At 60.6% G+C, this 23,563-nt stretch carries 20 protein-coding genes and 2 tRNA genes; 21 read left to right on the top strand and 1 reads right to left on the bottom strand.

Features of this window, described 5'->3' with window-relative positions; translation table 11 throughout:
- Positions 1-161 precede the first annotated feature (161 nt).
- The 8 genes from grpE to LOY37_RS23470 all read left to right on the top strand — a co-directional run bounded on the left by grpE (position 162) and on the right by LOY37_RS23470 (position 10,559).
- Positions 162-716: a nucleotide exchange factor GrpE gene (gene grpE / locus LOY37_RS23505; RefSeq protein WP_045199745.1), complete on the top strand. Its 555-nt coding sequence runs from the start codon at positions 162-164 to the stop codon at positions 714-716.
- Between the two features lie 101 nt (positions 717-817).
- The gene (gene dnaK / locus LOY37_RS23500) at positions 818-2,737 is read left to right on the top strand and encodes a molecular chaperone DnaK (RefSeq protein ID WP_258715837.1); all 1,920 of its coding nucleotides are present in this window, start codon (positions 818-820) and stop codon (positions 2,735-2,737) included.
- A gap of 210 nt (positions 2,738-2,947) precedes the next feature.
- Entirely contained in the window at positions 2,948-4,072 is a 1,125-nt protein-coding gene (dnaJ, locus tag LOY37_RS23495) for a molecular chaperone DnaJ (protein ID WP_045199742.1), read from the top strand.
- 13 nt (positions 4,073-4,085) lie between these two features.
- On the top strand, positions 4,086-4,889 hold the full coding sequence (gene dapB / locus LOY37_RS23490) for a 4-hydroxy-tetrahydrodipicolinate reductase (protein ID WP_038998653.1): 804 nt from the start codon (positions 4,086-4,088) through the stop codon (positions 4,887-4,889).
- Between the two features lie 302 nt (positions 4,890-5,191).
- Entirely contained in the window at positions 5,192-6,328 is a 1,137-nt protein-coding gene (carA, locus tag LOY37_RS23485) for a glutamine-hydrolyzing carbamoyl-phosphate synthase small subunit (protein WP_045199740.1), read from the top strand.
- A 106-nt stretch (positions 6,329-6,434) separates the two neighbouring features.
- Positions 6,435-9,656: a carbamoyl-phosphate synthase large subunit gene (gene carB / locus LOY37_RS23480; RefSeq protein WP_045199739.1), complete on the top strand. Its 3,222-nt coding sequence runs from the start codon at positions 6,435-6,437 to the stop codon at positions 9,654-9,656.
- Complete coding sequence (greA, locus tag LOY37_RS23475) at positions 9,653-10,135, top strand: transcription elongation factor GreA (RefSeq protein WP_176794211.1); 483 nt, start codon at positions 9,653-9,655, stop codon at positions 10,133-10,135. Before carB ends, greA begins: the two co-directional genes overlap by 4 nt.
- Positions 10,136-10,163: 28 nt before the next feature.
- Positions 10,164-10,559: a hypothetical protein gene (locus LOY37_RS23470; RefSeq protein WP_045199737.1), complete on the top strand. Its 396-nt coding sequence runs from the start codon at positions 10,164-10,166 to the stop codon at positions 10,557-10,559.
- A gap of 12 nt (positions 10,560-10,571) precedes the next feature.
- Here the strand turns inward: LOY37_RS23470 and yhbY are convergent, their stop codons facing one another.
- Positions 10,572-10,880 carry a ribosome assembly RNA-binding protein YhbY gene (gene yhbY / locus LOY37_RS23465; RefSeq protein WP_038606752.1) on the bottom strand — a complete coding sequence of 103 codons (309 nt, stop codon included), beginning with the start codon at positions 10,878-10,880 and terminating at the stop codon, positions 10,572-10,574.
- A gap of 100 nt (positions 10,881-10,980) precedes the next feature.
- Here yhbY and rlmE point away from each other — a divergent pair, with 100 nt between their 5' ends.
- From rlmE to truB, 13 genes are all read left to right on the top strand, one after another.
- On the top strand, positions 10,981-11,604 hold the full coding sequence (gene rlmE / locus LOY37_RS23460) for a 23S rRNA (uridine(2552)-2'-O)-methyltransferase RlmE (protein WP_010222974.1): 624 nt from the start codon (positions 10,981-10,983) through the stop codon (positions 11,602-11,604).
- A gap of 213 nt (positions 11,605-11,817) precedes the next feature.
- On the top strand, positions 11,818-13,716 hold the full coding sequence (gene ftsH, locus LOY37_RS23455; RefSeq protein WP_038998658.1) for an ATP-dependent zinc metalloprotease FtsH: 1,899 nt from the start codon (positions 11,818-11,820) through the stop codon (positions 13,714-13,716).
- Between the two features lie 8 nt (positions 13,717-13,724).
- Positions 13,725-14,576: a dihydropteroate synthase gene (folP, locus tag LOY37_RS23450; RefSeq protein ID WP_258715836.1), complete on the top strand. Its 852-nt coding sequence runs from the start codon at positions 13,725-13,727 to the stop codon at positions 14,574-14,576.
- 16 nt (positions 14,577-14,592) lie between these two features.
- Positions 14,593-15,933, top strand: a complete 1,341-nt coding sequence (glmM, locus tag LOY37_RS23445) for a phosphoglucosamine mutase (RefSeq protein ID WP_045199725.1) — start codon at positions 14,593-14,595, stop codon at positions 15,931-15,933.
- A gap of 66 nt (positions 15,934-15,999) precedes the next feature.
- Positions 16,000-16,755 (top strand): triose-phosphate isomerase, encoded by a 756-nt coding sequence (gene tpiA / locus LOY37_RS23440; RefSeq protein ID WP_045199723.1) that lies wholly within the window; start codon positions 16,000-16,002, stop codon positions 16,753-16,755.
- A gap of 3 nt (positions 16,756-16,758) precedes the next feature.
- Complete coding sequence (gene secG, locus LOY37_RS23435) at positions 16,759-17,145, top strand: preprotein translocase subunit SecG (protein ID WP_038998663.1); 387 nt, start codon at positions 16,759-16,761, stop codon at positions 17,143-17,145.
- A 19-nt stretch (positions 17,146-17,164) separates the two neighbouring features.
- A tRNA-Leu gene (locus LOY37_RS23430) sits at positions 17,165-17,250 on the top strand.
- Between the two features lie 97 nt (positions 17,251-17,347).
- A tRNA-Met gene (locus LOY37_RS23425) sits at positions 17,348-17,424 on the top strand.
- A 129-nt stretch (positions 17,425-17,553) separates the two neighbouring features.
- Entirely contained in the window at positions 17,554-18,012 is a 459-nt protein-coding gene (gene rimP / locus LOY37_RS23420) for a ribosome maturation factor RimP (RefSeq protein WP_045200046.1), read from the top strand.
- 59 nt (positions 18,013-18,071) lie between these two features.
- Positions 18,072-19,553, top strand: a complete 1,482-nt coding sequence (gene nusA / locus LOY37_RS23415) for a transcription termination factor NusA (protein ID WP_010222981.1) — start codon at positions 18,072-18,074, stop codon at positions 19,551-19,553.
- Between the two features lie 27 nt (positions 19,554-19,580).
- Positions 19,581-22,085 carry a translation initiation factor IF-2 gene (infB, locus tag LOY37_RS23410; RefSeq protein WP_045199720.1) on the top strand — a complete coding sequence of 835 codons (2,505 nt, stop codon included), beginning with the start codon at positions 19,581-19,583 and terminating at the stop codon, positions 22,083-22,085.
- 121 nt (positions 22,086-22,206) lie between these two features.
- Positions 22,207-22,608: a 30S ribosome-binding factor RbfA gene (rbfA, locus tag LOY37_RS23405; protein ID WP_045199718.1), complete on the top strand. Its 402-nt coding sequence runs from the start codon at positions 22,207-22,209 to the stop codon at positions 22,606-22,608.
- Positions 22,609-22,611: 3 nt separating this feature from the next.
- Positions 22,612-23,529 (top strand): tRNA pseudouridine(55) synthase TruB, encoded by a 918-nt coding sequence (gene truB / locus LOY37_RS23400; RefSeq protein WP_010222984.1) that lies wholly within the window; start codon positions 22,612-22,614, stop codon positions 23,527-23,529.
- The last annotated feature ends 34 nt before the right edge of the window (positions 23,530-23,563 follow it).

The following is a 23,563-nucleotide window of genomic DNA, read 5'->3' as shown; positions in this document are numbered from 1 at the left end:
TTAGTTCAATTTGGTAATCGCGGCGCGGTTCTGATTGCGCTGGGTTATGAGCGAATGTGTACAAGCTGTGTTGCCGGCCCTTGAACCTGGGTTTTGCGACCCCATATAGCCGGCAGACGCGCGAGTAATGCTCGCAGACCTTATTCGAGAGGAGAGATTTTATGGCTGACGAACAGCTGGATGAACAGAATCTGAACGCCGAAGCGACTGGCGACCAAGAGCTGAGCGCCCGCGTGCAGGTGCTCGAAGAGCAGCTGGCGGCGGCCCAGGATCAATCCCTGCGCACCGCCGCCGACCTGCAGAACGTGCGCCGCCGCGCCGAGCAGGACGTAGAAAAGGCGCACAAGTTCGCCCTGGAAAAATTCGCCGGTGACCTGCTGCCGGTCATCGACAGCCTCGAGCGCGGCCTGGAACTGTCCAGCCCCGACGACGAGAGCATTCGCCCGATGCGCGAAGGTATCGAGCTGACCCTGAAGATGTTCCATGACACCCTCAAGCGCTACAACCTCGAGGCCATCGACCCGCACGGCGAACCGTTCAATGCCGAGCACCATCAGGCGATGGCCATGCAGGAAAGCGCCGAGGTCGAGCCCAACAGCGTGCTCAAGGTGTTCCAGAAGGGCTACCAGCTCAACGGTCGCCTGCTGCGCCCGGCCATGGTCGTGGTCAGCAAGGCCCCGGCAGCGGTTTCGCCGTCGATTGACGAGCAGGCTTGAAATCGTTTTCGGCGCCCCCATCTAGGTGTCAAGCATTCAAGTATTACCGCAGTTAGCCACCACTGCTGCGGCAACCAAATTCAAGTTTCGGGAGAGTTAACATGGGTAAAATCATCGGTATCGACCTGGGGACCACCAACTCCTGTGTCTCCATTCTGGAAAACGGCAACGTCAAGGTCATCGAGAACGCCGAAGGCGCTCGTACCACGCCGTCGATCATCGCCTACGCCAACGACGGCGAAATCCTGGTTGGCCAGTCGGCCAAGCGCCAGGCGGTCACCAACCCGCACAACACCCTGTACGCGGTAAAACGTCTGATCGGTCGTCGCTTCGAAGAAGAAGTGGTGCAGAAAGACATCCAGATGGTTCCGTACAAAATTGTCAAAGCTGACAACAACGACGCCTGGGTTGAAGTGAACGGCCAGAAAATGGCGCCGCCACAAATCTCGGCTGAAATCCTGAAAAAAATGAAGAAGACCGCCGAAGACTACCTCGGCGAGCCAGTGACCGAAGCGGTGATCACCGTTCCGGCCTACTTCAACGACAGCCAGCGCCAGGCCACCAAAGACGCCGGCCGTATCGCCGGTCTGGACGTCAAGCGGATCATCAACGAGCCGACCGCGGCTGCGCTGGCCTATGGCATGGACAAGGCCAAGGGCGATCACACCGTGATCGTTTATGACCTGGGTGGCGGTACCTTCGACGTTTCGGTAATCGAAATCGCCGAAGTCGATGGCGAGCACCAGTTCGAAGTTCTGGCCACCAACGGTGACACTTTCCTCGGTGGTGAAGACTTCGACATCCGCCTGATCGACTACCTCGTCGACGAGTTCAAGAAAGAAAGCGGCATGAACCTCAAAGGTGACCCGCTGGCCATGCAGCGCCTGAAAGAAGCCGCTGAAAAGGCCAAGATCGAGCTGTCTTCGAGCCAGATGACCGACGTCAACCTGCCGTACATCACTGCAGACGCCACCGGTCCTAAGCACCTGAACGTGAAGATCTCCCGCGCCAAGCTGGAATCGCTGGTAGAAGACCTGGTTCAGCGCACCATCGAGCCATGCCGCATCGCCATGAAAGACGCCGGTATCGACGTCAGCAAGATCGACGACGTGATCCTGGTCGGCGGTCAGACCCGTATGCCGCTGGTGCAAAAAGCGGTTACCGACTTCTTCGGCAAAGAAGCGCGTAAAGACGTCAACCCGGACGAAGCGGTTGCCATGGGTGCTGCCATCCAGGGTGCGGTACTGGCCGGTGACGTCAAGGACGTACTGCTGCTGGACGTCAGCCCGCTGACCCTGGGTATCGAAACCATGGGCGGCGTGATGACCGCGCTGATCGAGAAGAACACCACTATTCCGACCAAGAAGTCGCAAGTGTTCTCGACTGCCGATGACAACCAGGGCGCCGTGACCATTCACGTGCTGCAAGGTGAGCGTAAGCAGGCTGCTCAGAACAAGTCCCTGGGCAAGTTCGACCTGGCCGACATTCCACCTGCTCCACGTGGTGTGCCACAAATCGAAGTGACCTTCGACATCGACGCCAACGGCATCCTGCACGTCGGCGCCAAAGACAAGGCCACTGGCAAGACCCAGTCGATCGTGATCAAGGCCAACTCCGGCCTGTCTGATGAAGAAATTCAGCAGATGATCCGCGACGCTGAAGCGAACTCGGAAGAAGACCGCAAGTTCGAAGAGCTGGCCGCTGCCCGTAACCAGGGTGATGCACTGGTTCACTCGACTCGCAAGATGGTCGTTGACGCTGGTGACAAGGTCACTGCCGACGAGAAAACCGCCATCGAAGCGGCCGTGGTTGCCCTGGAAGCCGCCATCAAGGGCGACGACAAGGCTGCCATCGACGCTAAAGTCGAAGAGCTGTCGAAGGTCTCGGCTCCGGTTGCCCAGAAGATGTACGCCGAGCAGTCGGCTGAACAGCCTCAGGGTGGCGCTCAGCAAGCTGAGCCGCAAGACAAGCACGACGACGTCGTCGATGCCGAGTTTGAAGAAGTCAAAGACAACAAGTAATTGCTACAGGTTGTCGGCCAGTTGACTGTTTATTGATGGTTGGCTGGTAGGATGTCGCCGCGCGGGGGCTTGCTCCCGCGTTGGCGTGTCTGCAATACCCGAATTTTTACAGCATCTGTCAGCCGCCCGTGGGGCAGGTGAGGCGGGTGCTGGCGGCACAGCGCGGAATGCGCAGAGGTTTGCCGAACGTCCTCAAGAGTGCAAAGACTTATGGCAAAGCGTGACTATTACGAAGTTCTGGGAGTTGAGCGCGGCTCCAGTGAAGCGGACCTGAAGAAGGCCTATCGCCGCCTGGCGATGAAGCATCACCCGGACCGTAATCCTGATGACAAGGACTCGGAAGAGAAATTCAAGGAAGCCAACGAGGCTTACGAAGTGCTCTCCGATGCCAGCAAGCGTGCGGCCTATGACCAGTATGGTCATGCCGGCGTGGATCCGAGCATGGGTGGCGGCGGTGCCGGTTTCGGCGGCGCGAACTTCTCGGATATCTTCGGCGATGTGTTCAGCGATTTCTTCGGCGGTGGCCGTGGTGGTTCGCGCGGTGGCGCCCAGCGTGGCAGCGACCTGCGCTACACCCTGGAACTGAACCTGGAAGAAGCCGTGCGCGGCACCACGGTCAATATCCGTGTGCCGACGCTGGTCAACTGCAAGCCGTGCGACGGTTCCGGGGCCAAGAAAGGCTCGTCGCCGTCGACCTGCCCGACCTGCGGTGGTATCGGCCAGGTGCGCATGCAGCAGGGCTTCTTCTCGGTCCAGCAGACCTGCCCGCGCTGCCACGGCCAGGGCAAGATCATCACCGACCCGTGCGATTCGTGCCACGGCGAAGGGCGCATCGAAGAGTACAAGACGCTGTCGGTCAAGGTCCCGGCTGGCGTTGATACTGGCGACCGTATTCGTCTGTCCGGTGAAGGTGAAGCCGGTTCGCACGGCGGCCCGACTGGCGACCTGTACGTTGTCATCAACGTGCGTGAGCACCCGATTTTCCAGCGCGACGGCAAGCACCTGTACTGTGAAGTGCCGATCAGCTACACCGACGCTGCCCTGGGTGGCGAGCTGGAAGTGCCGACCCTCGATGGTCGGGTCAAGCTGAAGATCCCGGAAGGCACCCAGACCGGCAAGCAGTTCCGTCTGCGCGGCAAAGGTGTGGCACCGGTTCGCGGTGGTGGTGCCGGTGACCTGATGTGCCGGGTCGCGGTGGAAACCCCGGTCAACCTCAGCCGTCGCCAGCGTGAGCTGCTCGAAGAGCTGCGTGATTCGCTGGAAGGCGACAGTTCCCACTCGCCGAAAGCCAATGGCTGGTTCGAAGGCGTGAAACGCTTCTTCGGCGATCTGTAAGAAGGAATAGGGCATGCGACGTATAGCGGTAATGGGCGCTGCAGGGCGCATGGGCAAGACCCTGATCGAAGCGGTGCAGCAAACCCCGGGTGCCGGGCTGACCGCAGCGATCGATCGCCCGGACAGTTCGCTGGTCGGCGCTGATGCCGGTGAACTGGCGGCTCTGGGCCGAATCGGTGTGTTGCTGTCGGACGACCTGGCCAAGGTTGCCGACGAGTTCGACGTGCTGATCGACTTCACTCACCCCTCGGTGACCCTGAAGAACCTGGCGTTCTGCCGCAAGGCAGGCAAGGCGATGATCATCGGCACCACCGGTTTCTCGGTCGAAGAAAAGCAACTGCTGGCCGAGGCGGGCAAGGACATTCCTATCGTCTTCGCCGCCAACTTCAGCGTTGGCGTCAACCTCAGCCTCAAGTTGCTGGACATGGCGGCGCGGGTGCTGGGCGATGATGTCGATATCGAGATCATCGAGGCGCACCACCGGCACAAGGTCGATGCGCCGTCGGGTACCGCGCTGCGCATGGGTGAAGTGGTTGCCAATGCCCTGGGCCGTGACCTGCAGGAAGTGGCGGTATATGGCCGTGAAGGCCAGACCGGCGCCCGTGATCGCAAGACCATCGGTTTTGCCACTGTGCGCGCTGGCGACGTGGTCGGTGATCACACCGTGCTGTTCGCTGCCGAAGGTGAGCGCCTGGAGATCACCCACAAGGCCTCCAGTCGCATGACCTTCGCCAAGGGTGCGGTACGTGCCGCGCTGTGGCTGGACGGGCGCGAGCCTGGTTTGTACGACATGCAGGACGTGCTCGACCTGCGTTGACCTGCGCTGTATCCCCTGTGGGAGCGGGCTTGACCCGCGATTGCGGTTTGTCTGTCACGCCGCAATCGCGGGTCAAGCCCGCTCCCACAAGACCCTCCCAGTGCGCCCTGTCGCATTCCTGCGCCTTTCAGGCACATCAGTGGTAGACCAAAAAAGCGTTTTTCTGTAAGCTACAGCTTTAGTGTGTCCACTAAAAGCGCGCAGATAATTCGACGAAGAAAGCGGGGTGACGTGTCTATACGTCATTCCGCTTTTTTGCAACCTGCGATCGCCCCTTCAGGCTTGATTTACGGGAGGTCTTCTTGACTAAGCCAGCCATACTCGCCCTTGCCGATGGCAGCATTTTTCGCGGTGAAGCCATTGGAGCCGACGGACAAACCGTTGGTGAGGTGGTGTTTAACACCGCAATGACCGGCTATCAGGAAATCCTGACTGACCCTTCCTATGCGCAGCAAATCGTTACCCTGACTTACCCGCACATCGGCAACACCGGTACCACGCCGGAAGACGCCGAGTCCGACCGCGTCTGGTCGGCGGGCCTGGTGATTCGCGACCTGCCTCTGATCGCGAGCAACTGGCGCAACAAGCAATCCCTGCCTGATTACCTCAAGGCCAACAACGTAGTGGCGATCGCAGGTATCGACACCCGTCGCCTGACCCGCATCCTGCGTGAGAAGGGCGCGCAGAACGGCTGCATCCTCGCCGGCGACAACATCAGCGAAGAGGCTGCAATCGCCGCCGCTCGCGGTTTTCCGGGCCTGAAGGGCATGGACCTGGCGAAAGTCGTCAGCACCAAGAGCAGCTACGAATGGCGCTCCAGCGTCTGGGAGCTGAAGACCGACAGCCACGCCACAATCGAGGCGTCCGAGCTGCCTTACCACGTGGTTGCCTACGACTTCGGCGTCAAGCTGAACATCCTGCGCATGCTGGTTGCCCGCGGTTGCCGCCTGACCGTAGTGCCGGCGCAAACCCCGGCCAGCGAAGTTCTGGCACTCAACCCTGATGGCGTGTTCCTGTCCAACGGCCCTGGCGATCCGGAGCCTTGCGACTACGCGATCCAGGCGATCAAGGACATCCTCGAAACCGAGATCCCGGTATTCGGCATCTGCCTGGGCCACCAGTTGCTGGCCCTGGCCTCCGGTGCCAAGACCGTGAAAATGGGTCATGGTCACCACGGCGCCAACCACCCGGTCCAGGACCTGGACACCGGCGTGGTCATGATCACCAGCCAGAACCACGGCTTTGCGGTTGACGAAGCGACCCTGCCGGGCAACGTGCGCGCCATCCACAAGTCGCTGTTCGACGGTACCCTGCAGGGTATCGAGCGCACCGATAAGAGCGCGTTCAGCTTCCAGGGCCACCCTGAAGCCAGCCCGGGCCCGACCGACGTCGCGCCACTGTTCGACCGTTTCATCGATGCCATGGCCAAGCGCCGCTGAGCATCTGGCGAGAAGGCCCTGGACCGGTGCAAGCCGCGTTCAGGTGCCGCCCCCAAGATTGTTCAATGCGGCTTGCCGACTGACCTGCGGAATTGAGTGACAACCCATGCCAAAACGTACAGACATCAAAAGCATCCTGATTCTCGGCGCTGGCCCGATCGTGATCGGCCAGGCCTGCGAATTCGACTACTCCGGCGCCCAGGCCTGTAAAGCCCTGCGCGAAGAGGGCTACCGCGTCATCCTGGTGAACTCCAACCCGGCCACCATCATGACCGACCCGGCCATGGCCGACGCCACCTACATCGAGCCGATCAAGTGGCAGACCGTTGCCAAGATCATCGAGAAGGAGCGTCCTGACGCGCTGCTGCCGACCATGGGTGGCCAGACTGCCCTGAACTGCGCCCTGGACCTGGAGCGCGAAGGCGTTCTGGAAAAGTTCGGCGTAGAGATGATCGGCGCCAACGCCGACACCATCGACAAGGCTGAAGACCGTTCGCGCTTCGACACCGCCATGAAGGCCATTGGCCTTGAGTGCCCGCGCTCCGGCATCGCCCACAGCATGGAAGAGGCCAACGCGGTGCTCGAGAAGCTCGGCTTCCCGTGCATCATCCGTCCGTCCTTCACCATGGGCGGCACCGGTGGCGGCATCGCCTACAACCGTGAAGAATTCGAAGAAATCTGCGCCCGTGGTCTGGACCTGTCGCCAACCAAAGAGCTGCTGATCGACGAATCGCTGATCGGCTGGAAAGAGTACGAGATGGAAGTGGTCCGCGACAAAAAGGACAACTGCATCATCGTCTGCTCGATCGAGAACTTCGACCCGATGGGCGTGCACACCGGTGACTCGATCACCGTGGCGCCAGCTCAGACCCTGACCGACAAGGAATACCAGATCATGCGCAACGCCTCGCTGGCGGTGCTGCGTGAAATCGGTGTCGAGACTGGCGGGTCCAACGTGCAGTTCGGTATCTGCCCGGACACCGGCCGCATGGTCGTGATCGAGATGAACCCGCGGGTTTCCCGTTCCTCGGCGCTGGCCTCGAAAGCCACCGGCTTCCCGATCGCCAAGATCGCCGCCAAGCTGGCCGTCGGTTACACCCTCGACGAGCTGCAGAACGACATCACCGGCGGCCGTACCCCGGCGTCCTTCGAACCGTCGATCGACTACGTCGTCACCAAGCTGCCGCGTTTCGCCTTCGAGAAATTCCCGAAAGCCGACGCCCGCCTGACCACCCAGATGAAATCCGTGGGTGAAGTCATGGCCATCGGCCGGACCTTCCAGGAATCGCTGCAGAAAGCCCTGCGCGGCCTGGAAGTTGGCGTTTGCGGCCTGGACCCGAAAGTCGACCTGGCCAGCCCTGACGCTGCCAGCATCCTCAAGCGCGAGCTGACCGTGCCGGGCGCCGAGCGCATCTGGTACGTCGCCGACGCCATGCGTTCGGGCATGACCTGCGACGAAATCTTCGCCCTGACCGGTATCGATCACTGGTTCCTGGTGCAGATGGAAGACCTGATCAAGGAAGAAGAGAAGGTCAAGACCCTGGCCCTGTCGGCGATCGACAAGGACCTGATGCTGCGTCTGAAGCGCAAGGGCTTCTCTGACCAGCGTCTGGCCAAGCTGCTGGGTATCACCGACAAGAACCTGCGTCGTCACCGCCACAAGCTGGAAGTGTTCCCGGTCTACAAGCGCGTCGACACCTGCGCCGCCGAGTTCGCCACCGACACCGCCTACCTGTACTCGACCTATGAGGAAGAGTGCGAGGCCAAGCCGTCGACCCGTGACAAGATCATGATCCTCGGTGGCGGTCCTAACCGTATCGGCCAGGGTATCGAGTTCGACTACTGCTGCGTGCACGCGGCACTGGCCCTGCGTGAAGACGGTTACGAGACCATCATGGTCAACTGCAACCCGGAAACCGTCTCCACCGACTACGACACTTCCGACCGCCTGTACTTCGAGCCGCTGACCCTGGAAGACGTGCTGGAAGTGGTTCGCGTCGAGAAGCCCAAAGGCGTGATCGTCCATTACGGCGGCCAGACCCCGCTGAAACTGGCCCGCGCCCTGGAAGAAGCCGGCGTGCCGATCATCGGTACCAGCCCGGACGCCATCGACCGCGCCGAAGACCGCGAGCGTTTCCAGCAGATGGTTCAGCGCCTGAACCTGCTGCAGCCGCCAAACGCCACCGTGCGCAGCGAAGACGAAGCGATTCGTGCTGCTGGCGTGATCGGTTACCCGCTGGTGGTGCGCCCGTCCTACGTACTGGGCGGCCGCGCCATGGAGATCGTCTACGAGCTGGACGAGCTCAAGCGCTACCTGCGTGAAGCGGTGCAAGTGTCCAACGACAGCCCGGTGCTGCTCGACCACTTCCTCAACTGCGCCATCGAGATGGACGTGGATGCGGTCTGCGACGGCACCGATGTGGTGATCGGCGCGATCATGCAGCACATCGAACAAGCCGGCGTTCACTCCGGTGACTCGGCGTGCTCGCTGCCACCGTACTCGCTGCCGGCCCATGTGCAGGACGAAGTCCGCGAACAGGTCAAGAAAATGGCCCTGGAGCTGGGCGTTGTCGGCCTGATGAACGTGCAGCTGGCCCTGCAGGGCGACAAGATCTACGTGATCGAAGTCAACCCGCGCGCCTCGCGTACCGTACCGTTCGTCTCCAAGTGCATCGGCACCTCGCTGGCGATGATTGCCGCGCGCGTCATGGCTGGTAAATCGCTGAAGGAAATCGGCTTCACCAAGGAAATCATTCCTAACTTCTACAGCGTCAAGGAAGCGGTGTTCCCGTTCGCCAAGTTCCCGGGTGTTGACCCGATCCTCGGCCCTGAGATGAAATCCACCGGTGAAGTCATGGGTGTCGGCGACAGCTTCGGTGAAGCCTTCGCCAAGGCCCAGATGGGTGCCAGCGAAGTGCTGCCGACTGGCGGTACCGCGTTCATCAGCGTGCGTGACGACGACAAGCCACAAGTGGCCGGCGTTGCCCGCGACCTGATCGCCCTGGGCTTCGAAGTGGTTGCCACCGTCGGTACCGCCAAGGTCATCGAAGCGGCTGGCCTGAAAGTGCGTCGCGTGAACAAGGTGACCGAAGGTCGTCCGCACGTGGTCGACATGATCAAGAACGACGAAGTGTCGCTGATCATCAACACCACCGAAGGTCGTCAGTCGATCGCCGACTCCTACTCGATTCGTCGCAATGCGTTGCAGCACAAGATCTACTGCACCACCACCATTGCGGCCGGTGAAGCCATCTGCGAAGCGCTGAAATTTGGTCCGGAAAAGACCGTTCGCCGCTTGCAGGATCTGCATGCAGGACTCAAAGCATGAGCATTACCAAGTACCCGATGACCGTCCAGGGCGCTCGCGCCCTGGAGGAAGAGCACCTGTTCCTGAGCAAGACCGAGCGTCCGCGCCTGAGCCAGGCCATTGGTGAGGCCCGTGAGCTGGGCGACCTCAAGGAAAACGCTGAGTACCACGCTGCCCGTGAAGAGCAGGGTATGGTCGAGGCGCGTATCCGCGATATCGAAGGCCGTCTGCAGAACTCGGTGGTGATCGACGTCACCACCATTGCCCATACCGGCAAAGTGATTTTCGGCACCACCGTAGTGTTGGCCAACACCGAAACCGACGAAGAGGTGACCTACCAGATCGTTGGCGAGGACGAGGCGGACGTCAAGAACGGCAAGCTCTCGGTCGGTGCGCCGATCGCCCGCGCCATTATCGGCAAGGAAGAGGGCGATACCGTGGTGATCAAGACGCCAAGCGGTACGGTCGAGTACGAGATTGTCGAAGTCAAACACATCTGACCGACGCCGCGGCTTTGCCGCGGCCGCGGTGATCTGGCAACTGACCCAGGTGTTCTGGGTTGGCGGCCTGTGGATGTTGCATTTCGGTTTGCTGCCGGCGTTGGGCAAGATCGGCCTGGCGCCGCTGCTGATCGAGGATATCGGCAGCCTGATGGCATCGTTGCTGGTCGCGTTTGCGGCGTTTTGCGCAGGCGTGCAGGCATTGGTGCTGATGCAGGCTCAGGGCCTGGCCAGTCTGTGGCGGGATATGCGGGGGCAATTGCTGTCGATGGCGATGCTGGCGTGCGTGGTGTATTTCGCCTTGCGCGTGGGCATGCCGGAGGAGTTGCGCTGGCAGCTGTTCTGCTACCTGGTGCTGGGCCTGACCGGCCTGCTGCTGGTCATGCAACCCGTGCCGGGCAGGGCGCGCAAGGCGCGCCACTGACCGCGGCGAACATCACTTGTAACGGTGGATGTTCGACAGCTGTTTGTTCGGCTGTGGATTGCGGCGATAGATCAGCGCCTTCTTGCCGATGGTCTGTACCAGTTCGGCGCGGCCGGCCTTGCACAGCGCGGCGATTGCGGCGGCACGTTCTTCGCGGTCTTCGGAGCGAATTTCGACCTTGATCAGCTCGTGATCGGCCAGGGCGCGTTCGAGTTCGGCGATAACCCCTTCAGTCAGTCCATTGCCTGCCACAATCAGAACTGGTTTCAGATCGTGGCCAATGGATTTGTACTGTTTCTTCTGCTCGTTATTGAGCGGCATAATCTGACCCTTTGTCTGATTCTGTAAAAATGGCGGCCATTTTACCCGAGGGCCCGTGGATCCGCCCAGTTAATCACGACCCTTATCATCGAGGTGCCCAATGGCGCGTTCCAAGACAAGCCTTGGCTGGCTGAAAGAACACTTCAACGATCCTTACGTTAAAAAAGCGCAAAAGGATGGTTATCGCTCGCGTGCGAGCTATAAATTGCTGGAAATCCAGGAAAAGTACCGGATTATCCGCCCCGGCATGAGCGTCGTCGATCTCGGCGCGGCACCGGGTGGCTGGTCGCAGGTGACCAGTCGTCTGATCGGCGGTCAGGGCCGCTTGATCGCCTCCGACATCCTCGAAATGGACAGCATTCCCGACGTTACCTTCATCCAGGGCGACTTTACCCAGGATGAAGTGCTGGCGCAGATTCTCGAAGCAGTGGGTAATTCACACGTAGACCTTGTGATTTCCGATATGGCCCCCAATATGAGTGGTACGCCTGCCGTGGATATTCCCAAGGCCATGTTTCTCTGTGAGCTGGCCCTTGATCTGGCGACCCGGGTACTCAAGCCGGGTGGTGATTTTTTGATCAAAATTTTCCAGGGCGAAGGGTTTGACGTATACCTCAAGGACGCTCGTCAGAAATTCGACAAGGTCCAGATGCTCAAGCCTGATTCTTCGCGGGACCGCTCCCGCGAGCAGTACTTGCTGGCGCGGGGGTATCGCGGCGAGTAGGGGCGTCAGGCCGGCGGCTTCCAGGGTATCCGATAGTTTTTTCCAATCGGCTCTCCTGCCTGACCTGGATGTACTTCGTGTAGTCTAGGTTTCACAAAGGGTTACAGACGGCGCCTGCAGATGTGTAGGTTATGTAGTAAGTTAAGCCGGTGAATATCATGCGAGGCACGGCTGCGCCGTCAGCCGGCTTCAGAGGGTAGCTAATTGAACGATATGGCAAAGAACTTGATCCTGTGGTTGATCATCGCGGCTGTCCTGGTGACGGTGATGAACAACTTCTCCAGCCCGAATGAGCCGCAGACCCTCAACTATTCCGACTTCATTCAGCAGGTCAAGGATGGCAAGGTCGAGCGCGTTGCGGTCGACGGCTACGTCATTACCGGTAAACGCACCGATGGCGACAGCTTCAAGACCATCCGTCCGGCCATTCAGGACAACGGCCTGATCGGTGATCTGGTCGACAACCACGTCGTGGTTGAAGGCAAGCAGCCAGAGCAACAGAGCATCTGGACCCAGCTGCTGGTCGCCAGCTTCCCGATCCTGGTCATCATTGCCGTATTCATGTTCTTCATGCGCCAGATGCAGGGCGGCGCCGGTGGCAAGGGCGGGCCGATGAGCTTCGGCAAGAGCAAGGCGCGCCTGCTCTCCGAAGACCAGGTAAAAACTACCCTGGCCGATGTTGCCGGTTGCGACGAAGCTAAAGAAGAAGTCGGCGAGCTGGTTGAGTTCCTGCGCGATCCGGGCAAATTCCAGCGCCTGGGCGGGCGTATTCCGCGCGGCGTGCTGATGGTCGGCCCGCCAGGTACCGGTAAAACCCTGCTGGCCAAGGCCATTGCCGGCGAAGCCAAGGTGCCGTTCTTCACCATCTCCGGTTCCGACTTCGTCGAGATGTTCGTCGGTGTCGGTGCCAGCCGTGTTCGCGACATGTTCGAGCAGGCCAAGAAACACGCACCGTGCATCATCTTCATCGACGAAATCGACGCCGTCGGTCGCCATCGTGGCGCCGGCATGGGTGGCGGTCACGACGAGCGCGAGCAGACCCTCAACCAGTTGCTGGTAGAGATGGACGGCTTCGAAATGAACGACGGCATCATCGTCATCGCCGCGACCAACCGTCCGGACGTACTCGACCCGGCGCTGCTGCGTCCAGGCCGTTTCGACCGCCAGGTTGTCGTTGGCCTGCCGGATATCCGCGGTCGTGAGCAGATCCTCAAGGTGCACATGCGCAAGGTGCCGATTGGCGACAACGTCAATCCAGCCGTTATTGCCCGTGGTACCCCGGGCTTCTCCGGTGCCGACCTCGCCAACCTGGTCAACGAAGCCTCGTTGTTCGCTGCCCGTGGCGGCAAGCGCGTGGTCGAGATGAAAGAGTTCGAGCTGGCCAAAGACAAGATCATGATGGGCGCCGAGCGCAAGACCATGGTCATGTCCGAGAAAGAGAAGCAGAACACTGCTTATCACGAAGCTGGCCATGCCATTGTCGGTCGCGTCGTGCCCGAGCACGATCCGGTCTACAAGGTGTCGATCATCCCTCGCGGCCGGGCACTGGGTGTAACCATGTTCCTGCCTGAGGAAGACCGTTACAGCCTGTCCAAGCGCGCGCTGATCAGCCAGATCTGCTCGCTGTACGGCGGTCGTATCGCCGAAGAGATGACCCTGGGCTTCGATGGCGTCACCACCGGTGCCTCGAACGACATCATGCGGGCCAGCCAGATTGCCCGCAACATGGTCACCAAGTGGGGGCTGTCGGAAAAACTGGGTCCTTTGATGTATGCCGAAGAAGAGGGCGAGGTGTTCCTCGGTCGCAGTGCCGGTTCCCAGCACGCCAGTGTCTCCGGTGAAACCGCCAAGCTGATCGACTCCGAAGTGCGCAGCATCATTGACCAGTGCTATGCCACGGCCAAGCAGATCCTCACCGAGAACCGCGACAAGCTCGACGCCATGGCCGACGCGCTGATGAAGTACGAGACCATCGATGCCGATCAGATCGACGACATCATGGCCGGTCGCGAGCCACGCGAGCCGCGTGACTGGGAAGGTGGATCAGGCACTCCAGATGCCTCGGCTCCACGCCCAGAGTCGCCGATCGGCGGTCCAGCGGCGCAAGTCTAAGGGCATATATGACCTCACAGCAGTACCCGACCCGGTTGCCTTGCGGCAACCGGGTTCTTGATTTGTCCCGTACCCATGTCATGGGTATCCTCAATATCACCCCCGATTCCTTCTCAGATGGCGGTCGCTTCACCCAGCGTGATGCGGCCTTGCGCCACGCCGAGGCGATGGTGGCTGCCGGCGCAACCCTGGTCGATGTCGGTGGCGAGTCCACTCGCCCAGGCGCTCGCGCGGTGTCGGCACTGGAAGAGCTGGAGCGTGTCGCGCCTATCGTCGAAGCGATCAATCGCGAACTCGATGTGATCATCTCGGTCGATACCTCGACGCCAGCCGTAATCCGCGAGTCGGCCAGGCTTGGTGCCGGGTTGATCAACGATGTGCGCTCGCTCAGTCGTGATGGCGCCCTGGATGCTGCGGCAGCCACTGGTTTGCCGGTGTGCCTGATGCACATGCGCGGTGAGCCCGGCGACATGCAGGACGATCCTCAATACCAGGATGTCACCGCCGAGGTGGCGAGCTATCTTGAAGAGCGAATGGCGGCGTGTGCGACCGTGGGCATCGAGGCCGAACGGATCATCCTTGATCCGGGTTTCGGCTTTGCCAAGACCCTCGGGCACAACCTCAGCCTGTTCAAGCACATGGACGCGCTCTACCGCTTGGGGCGTCCGTTGCTGGTGGGCGTTTCACGCAAGAGCATGATCGGTCTGGCCTTGGGCCGTCCGGTCGGTGAGCGGCTCTATGGCAGCCTGGCCCTGGCTGCGCTGGCGATGACCAAGGGTGCGAGCATACTGCGCGTTCACGATGTCGCCGAAACCGCCGATGTAGTGCGGATGATTGCTGCGGTGCAAGCCGCCGAATAAGAGTGATGGAGCATCTATGAGCAGAAAATATTTTGGTACCGACGGTATTCGTGGCCGTGTCGGCGAATACCCCATCACCCCTGACTTCATGCTCAAGCTCGGCTGGGCGGCTGGCATGGCCTTTCGCAAGCAGGGTGCCTGCCGGGTGTTGGTGGGTAAAGACACGCGCATTTCCGGCTACATGTTCGAGTCGGCTCTGGAAGCAGGCCTTTCCGCCGCCGGCGCCGATGTGATGCTGCTGGGGCCGATGCCGACCCCGGCCATCGCCTACCTGACCCGTACCTTCCATGCCGAAGCGGGCATCGTCATCAGTGCCTCGCACAACCCCCATGACGACAACGGCATCAAGTTCTTCTCCGGCCAAGGCACCAAGCTGCCGGATGAAGTCGAGCTGATGATCGAAGAGTTACTCGACCAGCCGATGACCGTGGTCGAATCGAGCAAGCTGGGCAAGGTCTCGCGCATCAACGATGCGGCCGGTCGCTACATCGAGTTCTGCAAGAGCAGCGTGCCGAGCAGCACCGATTTCGCCGGCCTCAAGCTGGTGGTCGACTGCGCCCATGGCGCTACCTACAAGGTGGCGCCAAGCGTGTTCCGCGAGCTGGGTGCCGATGTCACCGTGCTATCGGCGCAGCCTGACGGCCTGAACATCAACGAGAACTGCGGCTCGACCCATATCGAGTCGCTGCAGGCGGCGGTGCTGGTTGGTCATGCCGATCTGGGTATTGCCTTCGATGGCGACGGCGATCGGGTGCTGATGGTGGACCACACGGGCACCATCGTCGATGGTGACGAACTGCTGTTCATCATCGCCCGTGACCTGCACGAGCGCGGCAAGCTGCAGGGCGGGGTGGTGGGTACCCTGATGAGTAATCTTGGCCTGGAGCTGGCCCTGAAGGACCTGGACATTCCGTTCGTGCGCGCCAAGGTCGGTGACCGCTACGTGATGGCCGAGCTGCTGGAGCGCGATTGGGTGATCGGTGGCGAGAACTCCGGGCACGTGGTGTGCTGCAACCACACCACCACCGGTGATGCGATCATCGCCGCGCTGCAGGTGCTGATGGCCCTTAAACGCCGTGAGGAAACCCTCGCCCAGGCTCGCCAGGCCCTGCGCAAATGCCCGCAGGTGCTGATCAATGTGCGCTTCGGTGCGAGCAAGGTCGACCCGCTTGAGCATCCGGCCGTTCAGGAGGCCAGTGCCAAGGTTACCGAGGCCCTGGCCGGTCGTGGCCGTGTGCTGCTGCGCAAGTCCGGGACAGAGCCTCTGGTGCGGGTAATGGTCGAAGGCGAGGACGAAAGTCAGGTGCGCGGCCACGCCGAAGCCCTGGCAAAACTGGTAAGTGAAGTTTGCGTTTGAAATAGGCTTGCCAGAGGTGATCGGGTTGGGTAACATCTGCGCCCTCTTTGACCGACGAGGTACAGCATGCGTCGCCCTATGGTAGCTGGTAACTGGAAGATGCACGGTACCCGCGCCAGCGTCGCTGAGCTGATCAAGGGCTTGAGTAATCTCGCCCTGCCGAGCGGTGTCGAGGTCGCGGTGTTTCCCCCCGCCCTGTACATCAATCAGGTAATTGATGGCGTACAAGGCAAGGCGATCGCCGTCGGCGCTCAGAATTCTGCGGTACAGCCTGAGCAAGGCGCACTGACCGGTGAGATTGCACCGAGTCAACTGGCCGAGGCAGGTTGCGAGCTGGTACTGATTGGGCACTCCGAACGCCGCCAGATCATTGGCGAGAACGACGAAGTCCTCAATCGCAAGTTCGCTGCGGCACAGGCTTGCGGTTTGAAGCCGGTGCTCTGTGTAGGGGAAACCCTCGAAGAGCGCGAAGCGGGTAAAACGCTTGAGATTGTCGGGCGTCAGCTGGACAGCGTCATCGAAGCGTTCGGTGTCGAAGTCTTCGCCAGTGCGGTGATTGCCTATGAGCCTGTATGGGCCATCGGTACAGGGCTGACGGCCTCGCCACAGCAGGCTCAGGATGTGCATAAAGCCATTCGCGAGCAGCTGGCGGCAAAGAACCCGGAAGTCGCGGCGAATGTGCGGCTTCTATACGGCGGCAGCGTGAAGGCGGCCAATGCGGCTGAACTGTTCGGCATGCCGGATATCGATGGGGGCCTGATTGGTGGGGCTTCCCTGAACGCAGACGAATTCGGTGCAATTTGTCGCGCCGCAGGAAACTGAAAAATGCTGGAAACAGTGATCGTTGTTTTGCATCTGTTGGGCGCGCTGGGTTTGGTAGTGCTGGTGTTGCTGCAACAGGGTAAAGGTGCGGAAGCGGGTGCATCTTTCGGCGCAGGTGCTTCAAATACTGTGTTCGGAAGCCAAGGTTCTGCTACCTTTCTGAGTAAGTTTACTGCTATACTAGCTGCCTCTTTCTTCTTAACTGCTCTTGGGTTAGGATACTTTGCTAAGGAGAAAGCTCACGAGCTGACTCAAGTAGGGTTGCCAGATCCAGCGGTCTTGGAAGTGAAGCAGCAAAAGCCGGCAACAGATGATGTACCGGTGCTCCAGGAGCAGAAGAGCGAAGCCACTAACACTGGCGATGTTCCTCCCGCTCAAGAGCAGAAGTAACGGGTTTCAAAGTAGTATTGCCGAGGTGGTGGAATTGGTAGACACGCAACCTTGAGGTGGTTGTGCCCATAGGGTGTAGGGGTTCGAGTCCCCTTCTCGGTACCAATTGAAACAAGACAGCCCGCTACAGCGGGCTTTCTTGTAGGTGGAGGTTAGATTGACCCTGTCGGGGTTCGGTCGTATACTTTCGCCCCAGCTTTGTCGCGGGGTGGAGCAGTCTGGTAGCTCGTCGGGCTCATAACCCGAAGGTCGTTGGTTCAAATCCAGCCCCCGCAACCAGTTTCAGCGGAGCCCCTTTTGCAGGGGCTTTTTCTTGGCTGAACAGTCATAACGCCGGTATTCAACGGCGTATCAGGGATGGGCGCTTTGCCCATTTTTTATTTGCATAGCATGCACGAGGGGGTTCAGGTGTCGAGCAAGCTAGAACAGTTGCAGGCCTTGTTGGCCCCGGTGGTCGAGGCTCTTGGCTATCAATGCTGGGGGATCGAATTCATCTCTCAAGGCAAACATTCGGTACTGCGTATCTATATCGATAAAGAGGATGGAATCCTGGTTGATGACTGCGCGATTGTCAGTCGTCAAATCAGCGGTGTTCTCGATGTCGAAGATCCGATCAGTTCCGAGTACACCCTTGAAGTGTCCTCTCCTGGCATGGAACGCCCACTGTTCACCTTGGAACAGTTCGCTTCGCATGCCGGTGAACAAGTGAAGATCAAGCTGCGTACGCCCTTTGAAGGTCGTCGTAACTTTCAGGGCCTTCTCCGTGGCGTGGAGGAGCAGGATGTTGTGGTCCAGGTGGATAACAACGAATTCCTGTTGCCGATCGACTCGATCGACAAGGCCAACATTATTCCCAGTTTTGACTGAGACGTGCCGGATCCCGCGGACCGCGCGGATCCAATGGCTTGCGAAAGGCGAGGCGTACGATGAGCAAAGAAGTACTGCTGGTTGTTGAGTCGGTATCCAACGAAAAGGGCGTACCGGCCGGCGTAATTTTTGAAGCGCTGGAAGTGGCCCTGGCCACTGCAACCAAAAAACGTTTTGACGACGAAGTCGACCTGCGTGTGGAAATCAACCGCCACACCGGTAGCTACGAAACCTTCCGTCGCTGGACTGTCGTCGAAGAAAAGGATCTGGACGATCCGGCGATCGAAGTGTGGCCAGCGAAGATTCAGGACACCCATCCTGAAGCCAAGGTCGGTGACGTGATCGAAGAGAAGATCGAGTCGATCGAGTTCGGCCGCATTGCCGCCCAGACCGCCAAGCAAGTCATCGTCCAGAAGGTCCGTGAAGCCGAGCGCGCTCAAGTGGTAGATGCCTACCGCGAGCGTCTGGGCGAGATCATCTCCGGCACCGTCAAGAAGGTCACCCGTGACAACGTCATCGTTGACCTGGGCAACAACGCCGAAGCGTTGCTGGCCCGTGAAGACATCATCTCCCGCGAGACTTTCCGTGTCGGTGTGCGCCTGCGTGCACTGCTCAAGGAAATCCGCACCGAGAACCGCGGCCCGCAGTTGATCCTGTCGCGTACCGCGCCACAGATGCTGATCGAACTGTTCCGCATCGAAGTGCCGGAAATCGCCGAGGGCCTGATCGAAGTCATGGCCGCGTCCCGTGATCCGGGTTCGCGCGCCAAGATCGCCGTGCGCTCCAAGGACAAACGCATCGACCCGCAAGGTGCCTGTATCGGCATGCGCGGTTCGCGTGTCCAGGCGGTGTCCGGTGAACTGGGTGGCGAGCGTGTGGACATCGTCCTCTGGGACGACAACCCTGCACAGTTCGTCATCAACGCCATGTCGCCGGCTGAAGTCGCGGCGATCATCGTCGATGAAGACGCCCACGCCATGGACATCGCCGTGGGTGCCGACAACCTGGCCCAGGCGATTGGCCGTGGTGGCCAGAACGTGCGCCTGGCCAGTCAGTTGACCGGCTGGACCCTGAACGTGATGACCGAATCGGACATCCAGGCCAAGCAGCAAGCTGAAACCGGTGACATCCTGCGCAACTTCATCGACGAGCTGGAAGTCGACGAAGAGCTGGCACAGGTGCTGGTCGATGAAGGCTTCACCAGCCTGGAAGAGATTGCCTACGTACCGCTGGAAGAAATGCTCAACATCGACGGCTTTGACGAAGACATCGTCAACGAGCTTCGTGCTCGCGCCAAGGATCGCCTGTTGACCAAAGCCATCGCTACTGAGGAAAAGCTGGCAGACGCCCATCCGGCCGAAGACCTGCTCTCGCTTGAGGGTATGGACAAGGATTTGGCGATGGAACTGGCGGTGCGCGGCGTAGTTACCCGCGAAGACCTGGCCGAGCAGTCGATTGATGACCTGCTCGACATCGACGGCATCGACCAAGAGCGTGCCGGCAAGTTGATCATGGCCGCCCGAGCCCACTGGTTCGAGTAATTAGGCGCGGCCTGAGGAGAGAAGTGCATGACGCAAGTCACGGTGAAAGAATTGGCCCAAGAGGTCGCTGCACCGGTAGAGCGCCTGCTGCAGCAGATGCGTGAGGCAGGTCTGCCGCACACCGACGCCGGTCAGGTAGTGACCGACAATGAGAAGCAGGCATTGCTGGCTCATTTGAAGAGCAGCCACAAGGCAAAAGTGGAAGAGCCGCGCAAGATCACCTTGCAGCGCAAAACCACCAGCACCCTGCGTGTCGCCGGTAGCAAGAGCATCAGCGTAGAAGTACGCAAGAAGAAAGTATTCGTTCAGCGCAGCCCGGAAGAAATCCAGGCCGAGCAGAAGCGCGAGCTGGAAGAGCGCCGTGCAGCGGAAAACGCTGCCCGCGAAAAGGCCGATGCCGAAGCACGTCAGCGTGCCGAGGAAGAGTCCCGTCGCCAGCCAGCCGCTGCCAACGCCGCACCGGCTGCTGCCGCTGCGCCGGCTCCAGCGCCTGTAATCGAAGCCGCAGCCGCCGATGCTCCGGCACCGGTTGCCGAGCGCAAGAAAGACGACGTGCGTCGCAGCGACAAGTCGCGTGACGACGAGCGTCGTGGCGGCGAGCGCCGTAACGAAGCGCCGCGTGTTTCGGTCAAGGTCAAGGAAAAGGAAAAGGCGCCTACCCCGCGTGCCGCTCCGCGTACCACCGACGAAGAAAGCGATGGCTTCCGTCGTGGTGGCCGTGGCAAGGGCAAGCCGAAGAAGCGTAACGCCCACGGTTTCCAGAACCCGACCGGTCCGGTTATCCGCGACGTGCAGATCGGCGAGACCATCACGGTTTCCGACCTGGCCAACCAGATGTCCGTCAAGGGCGCTGAAGTGGTCAAGTTCATGTTCAAACTGGGCACTCCGGTGACCATCAACCAGGTGCTCGACCAGGAGACAGCTCAGCTGATCGCCGAAGAGCTGGGCCACAAGGTCACCCTGGTCAGCGACACCGCCCTGGAAGATTCCCTGGCCGAGTCGTTGAAGTTCGAAGGCGAGACCTTCTCCCGTGCACCAGTCGTGACCGTAATGGGCCACGTTGACCACGGTAAGACCTCGCTGCTCGACTACATCCGTCGTGCCAAGGTTGCTGCTGGCGAAGCCGGTGGTATTACCCAGCACATCGGTGCGTACCACGTGGAAACCGACCGCGGCATGGTCACCTTCCTCGACACCCCTGGCCACGCCGCGTTTACCGCCATGCGTGCCCGTGGTGCCAAGGCGACCGACATCGTGATCCTGGTGGTTGCGGCGGACGACGGCGTGATGCCGCAAACCCGCGAAGCGGTCCAGCACGCCAAGGCTGCCGGTGTTCCGCTGGTGGTTGCGGTGAACAAGATCGACAAGCCAGGTGCCGACCTCGATCGCATCCGTAACGAACTGGCCGTCGAAGGCGTCACTTCCGAGGACTGGGGTGGAGATACCCCGTTCGTCAAGGTGTCGGCGAAGATGGGTACCGGTGTCGACGAACTGCTCGAAGCGGTCCTGCTGCAAGCCGAGATCCTCGAACTCAAGGCCACTCCATCGGCCCCGGGTCGTGGTGTGGTGGTTGAATCGCGTCTGGACAAGGGCCGCGGCCCGGTGGCTACCGTGCTGGTTCAGGACGGTACCCTGCGTCAGGGCGACATGGTCCTGTGCGGTTCGAACTACGGTCGCGTACGGGCCATGCTCGACGAGAACGGCAAGCCTGTTAAGGAAGCCGGCCCGTCGATCCCGGTCGAGATCCTCGGCCTGGATGGCACCCCGGACGCCGGTGACGAGCTGTCGGTAGTGGCTGACGAGAAGAAAGCCCGTGAAGTTGCCCTGTTCCGTCAAGGCAAGTTCCGCGAGGTCAAACTGGCTCGCGCTCACGCCGGCAAACTCGAGAACATCTTCGAGAACATGGGCCAGGAAGAGAAGAAGACTCTCAACATCGTGCTCAAGTCCGATGTTCGTGGTTCTCTCGAGGCCCTGCAGGGCTCCCTGAGCGGCCTGGGCAACGACGAAGTGCAGGTTCGCGTGATTGGCGGCGGTGTCGGTGGTATCACCGAGAGCGATGCCAACCTGGCCCTGGCGTCCAATGCAGTACTGTTCGGCTTCAACGTGCGTGCCGATGCCGGCGCGCGCAAGATCGTCGAGCAGGAAGGTCTGGATATGCGTTACTACAACGTGATCTACGACATCATTGAAGACGTCAAGAAAGCCCTGACCGGCATGCTCGGCAGCGATGTTCGCGAGAACATCCTGGGTATCGCCGAAGTGCGTGACGTGTTCCGTTCGCCGAAGTTCGGCGCCATCGCCGGCTGCATGGTCGTCGAGGGTGTGGTCTACCGCAACCGTCCGATCCGCGTACTGCGCGAGGACGTGGTGATCTTCGAAGGCGAGCTGGAATCGCTGCGTCGCTTCAAGGACGATGCGTCCGAAGTACGTGCCGGCATGGAATGCGGTATCGGCGTCAAGAGCTACAACGACGTCAAGGTCGGCGACAAGATCGAAGTCTTCGAGAAAGTCCAAGTGGCTCGTACGCTCTAAGCCGCGAGCATGGGAGCCGCCAATCGCCCGCCCCAGGGCGCCGCTTGGCGGCTCTGAACGCAACGCCCGGTCCGGCTCTAGCCTGGCCGGGCGTTTGCCGCTTTAGTTACAGGTAGCAAAAATGGCAAAAGAATATAGCCGTACCCAACGCATCGGCGATCAGATCCAGCGCGAGCTGGCCCAGTTGATCCGTCGTGAAGTCAAGGACCCGCGCGTCGGCGTGGTCACCATTACCGCTGTGGATGTCAGCCGCGATGTCGGCCATGCCAAGGTGTTCATCACCTCGATGGGCCAGGAAGGCGCGGAAGACATCAAGCAGACCCTCAAGGTGCTCAACGGCGCGGCCAGTTTCCTGCGCGTGCACCTGGGCAAGGAAATGCAACTGCGCAGTGTGCCGCAACTGCATTTCCACTATGACGAAAGCATCAGTCGCGGTGCCCACCTGTCGGCCCTGATCGAGCGCGCCGTCGCCGAAGACAAGCTGCACCAGGCTGCCGACACGCCCCTGGACACCAAGGAGTAAGCGGTGGCTCAGGTCAAGCGTATCCGTCGTAACGTCAGCGGCATCATCCTGCTCGACAAGCCGTTGGGGTTCACCTCCAACGCTGCCCTGCAGAAGGTCCGCTGGCTGCTCAATGCCGAAAAGGCCGGGCACACCGGCAGCCTCGATCCACTGGCCAGCGGCGTGCTGCCGCTGTGCTTCGGTGAGGCGACCAAGTTCTCGCAATACCTGCTCGATTCCGACAAGGGCTACGAGACGGTCATGCAACTGGGTCAGACCACCACCACGGGCGACGCCGAAGGTGAAGTGCTGAAAACCCGTGACGTGACCGTTGGTCGCGCCGATATCGAAGCGGTTTTGCCACAATTTCGTGGTCAAATCAGTCAGATACCGCCGATGTACTCGGCCCTCAAGCGTGACGGCCAGCCGCTGTACAAGCTTGCCCGTGCAGGTGAAGTAGTGGAGCGCGAGGCGCGTTCTGTTACTATTAACCGCTTGGAATTGCTCGAGTGCGAAGGCACCCGTGTCCGGTTGTCGGTCGGCTGCAGCAAAGGCACCTACATCCGCACCCTGGTCGAGGACATCGGCGAGGTGCTCGGTTGCGGAGCCTATGTCGCTGAACTGCGTCGTACGCACGCCGGTCCTTTCGAGCTGGCCCAGACCGTGACCCTCGAAGAACTCGAAGCGGTCCACGCCGAAGGTGGCAACGAAGCGGTCGATCGTTTCCTGATGCCATCGGACAGCGGTCTGCTGGACTGGCCACTGTTGCAGTTCTCCGAGCACAGTGCGTTCTACTGGCTCAATGGTCAGCCGGTCAGAGCCCCCGACGCGCCGAAGTTCGGCATGGTCCGGGTACAGGATCACAACGGTCGCTTCATCGGCATCGGTGAAGTGAGCGAAGACGGGCGCATCGCGCCGCGTCGCTTGATTCGGTCAGAATGATCGAAACCTTCAGTGTCAGGCCCAGGCCTGGCAC

Source organism: Pseudomonas sp. B21-012 (genome assembly GCF_024749305.1).
GTDB lineage: Bacteria > Pseudomonadota > Gammaproteobacteria > Pseudomonadales > Pseudomonadaceae > Aquipseudomonas.
Note: the sequence above shows the minus strand (reverse complement) of the source record. Positions and strands in the feature narration are given on the sequence as shown.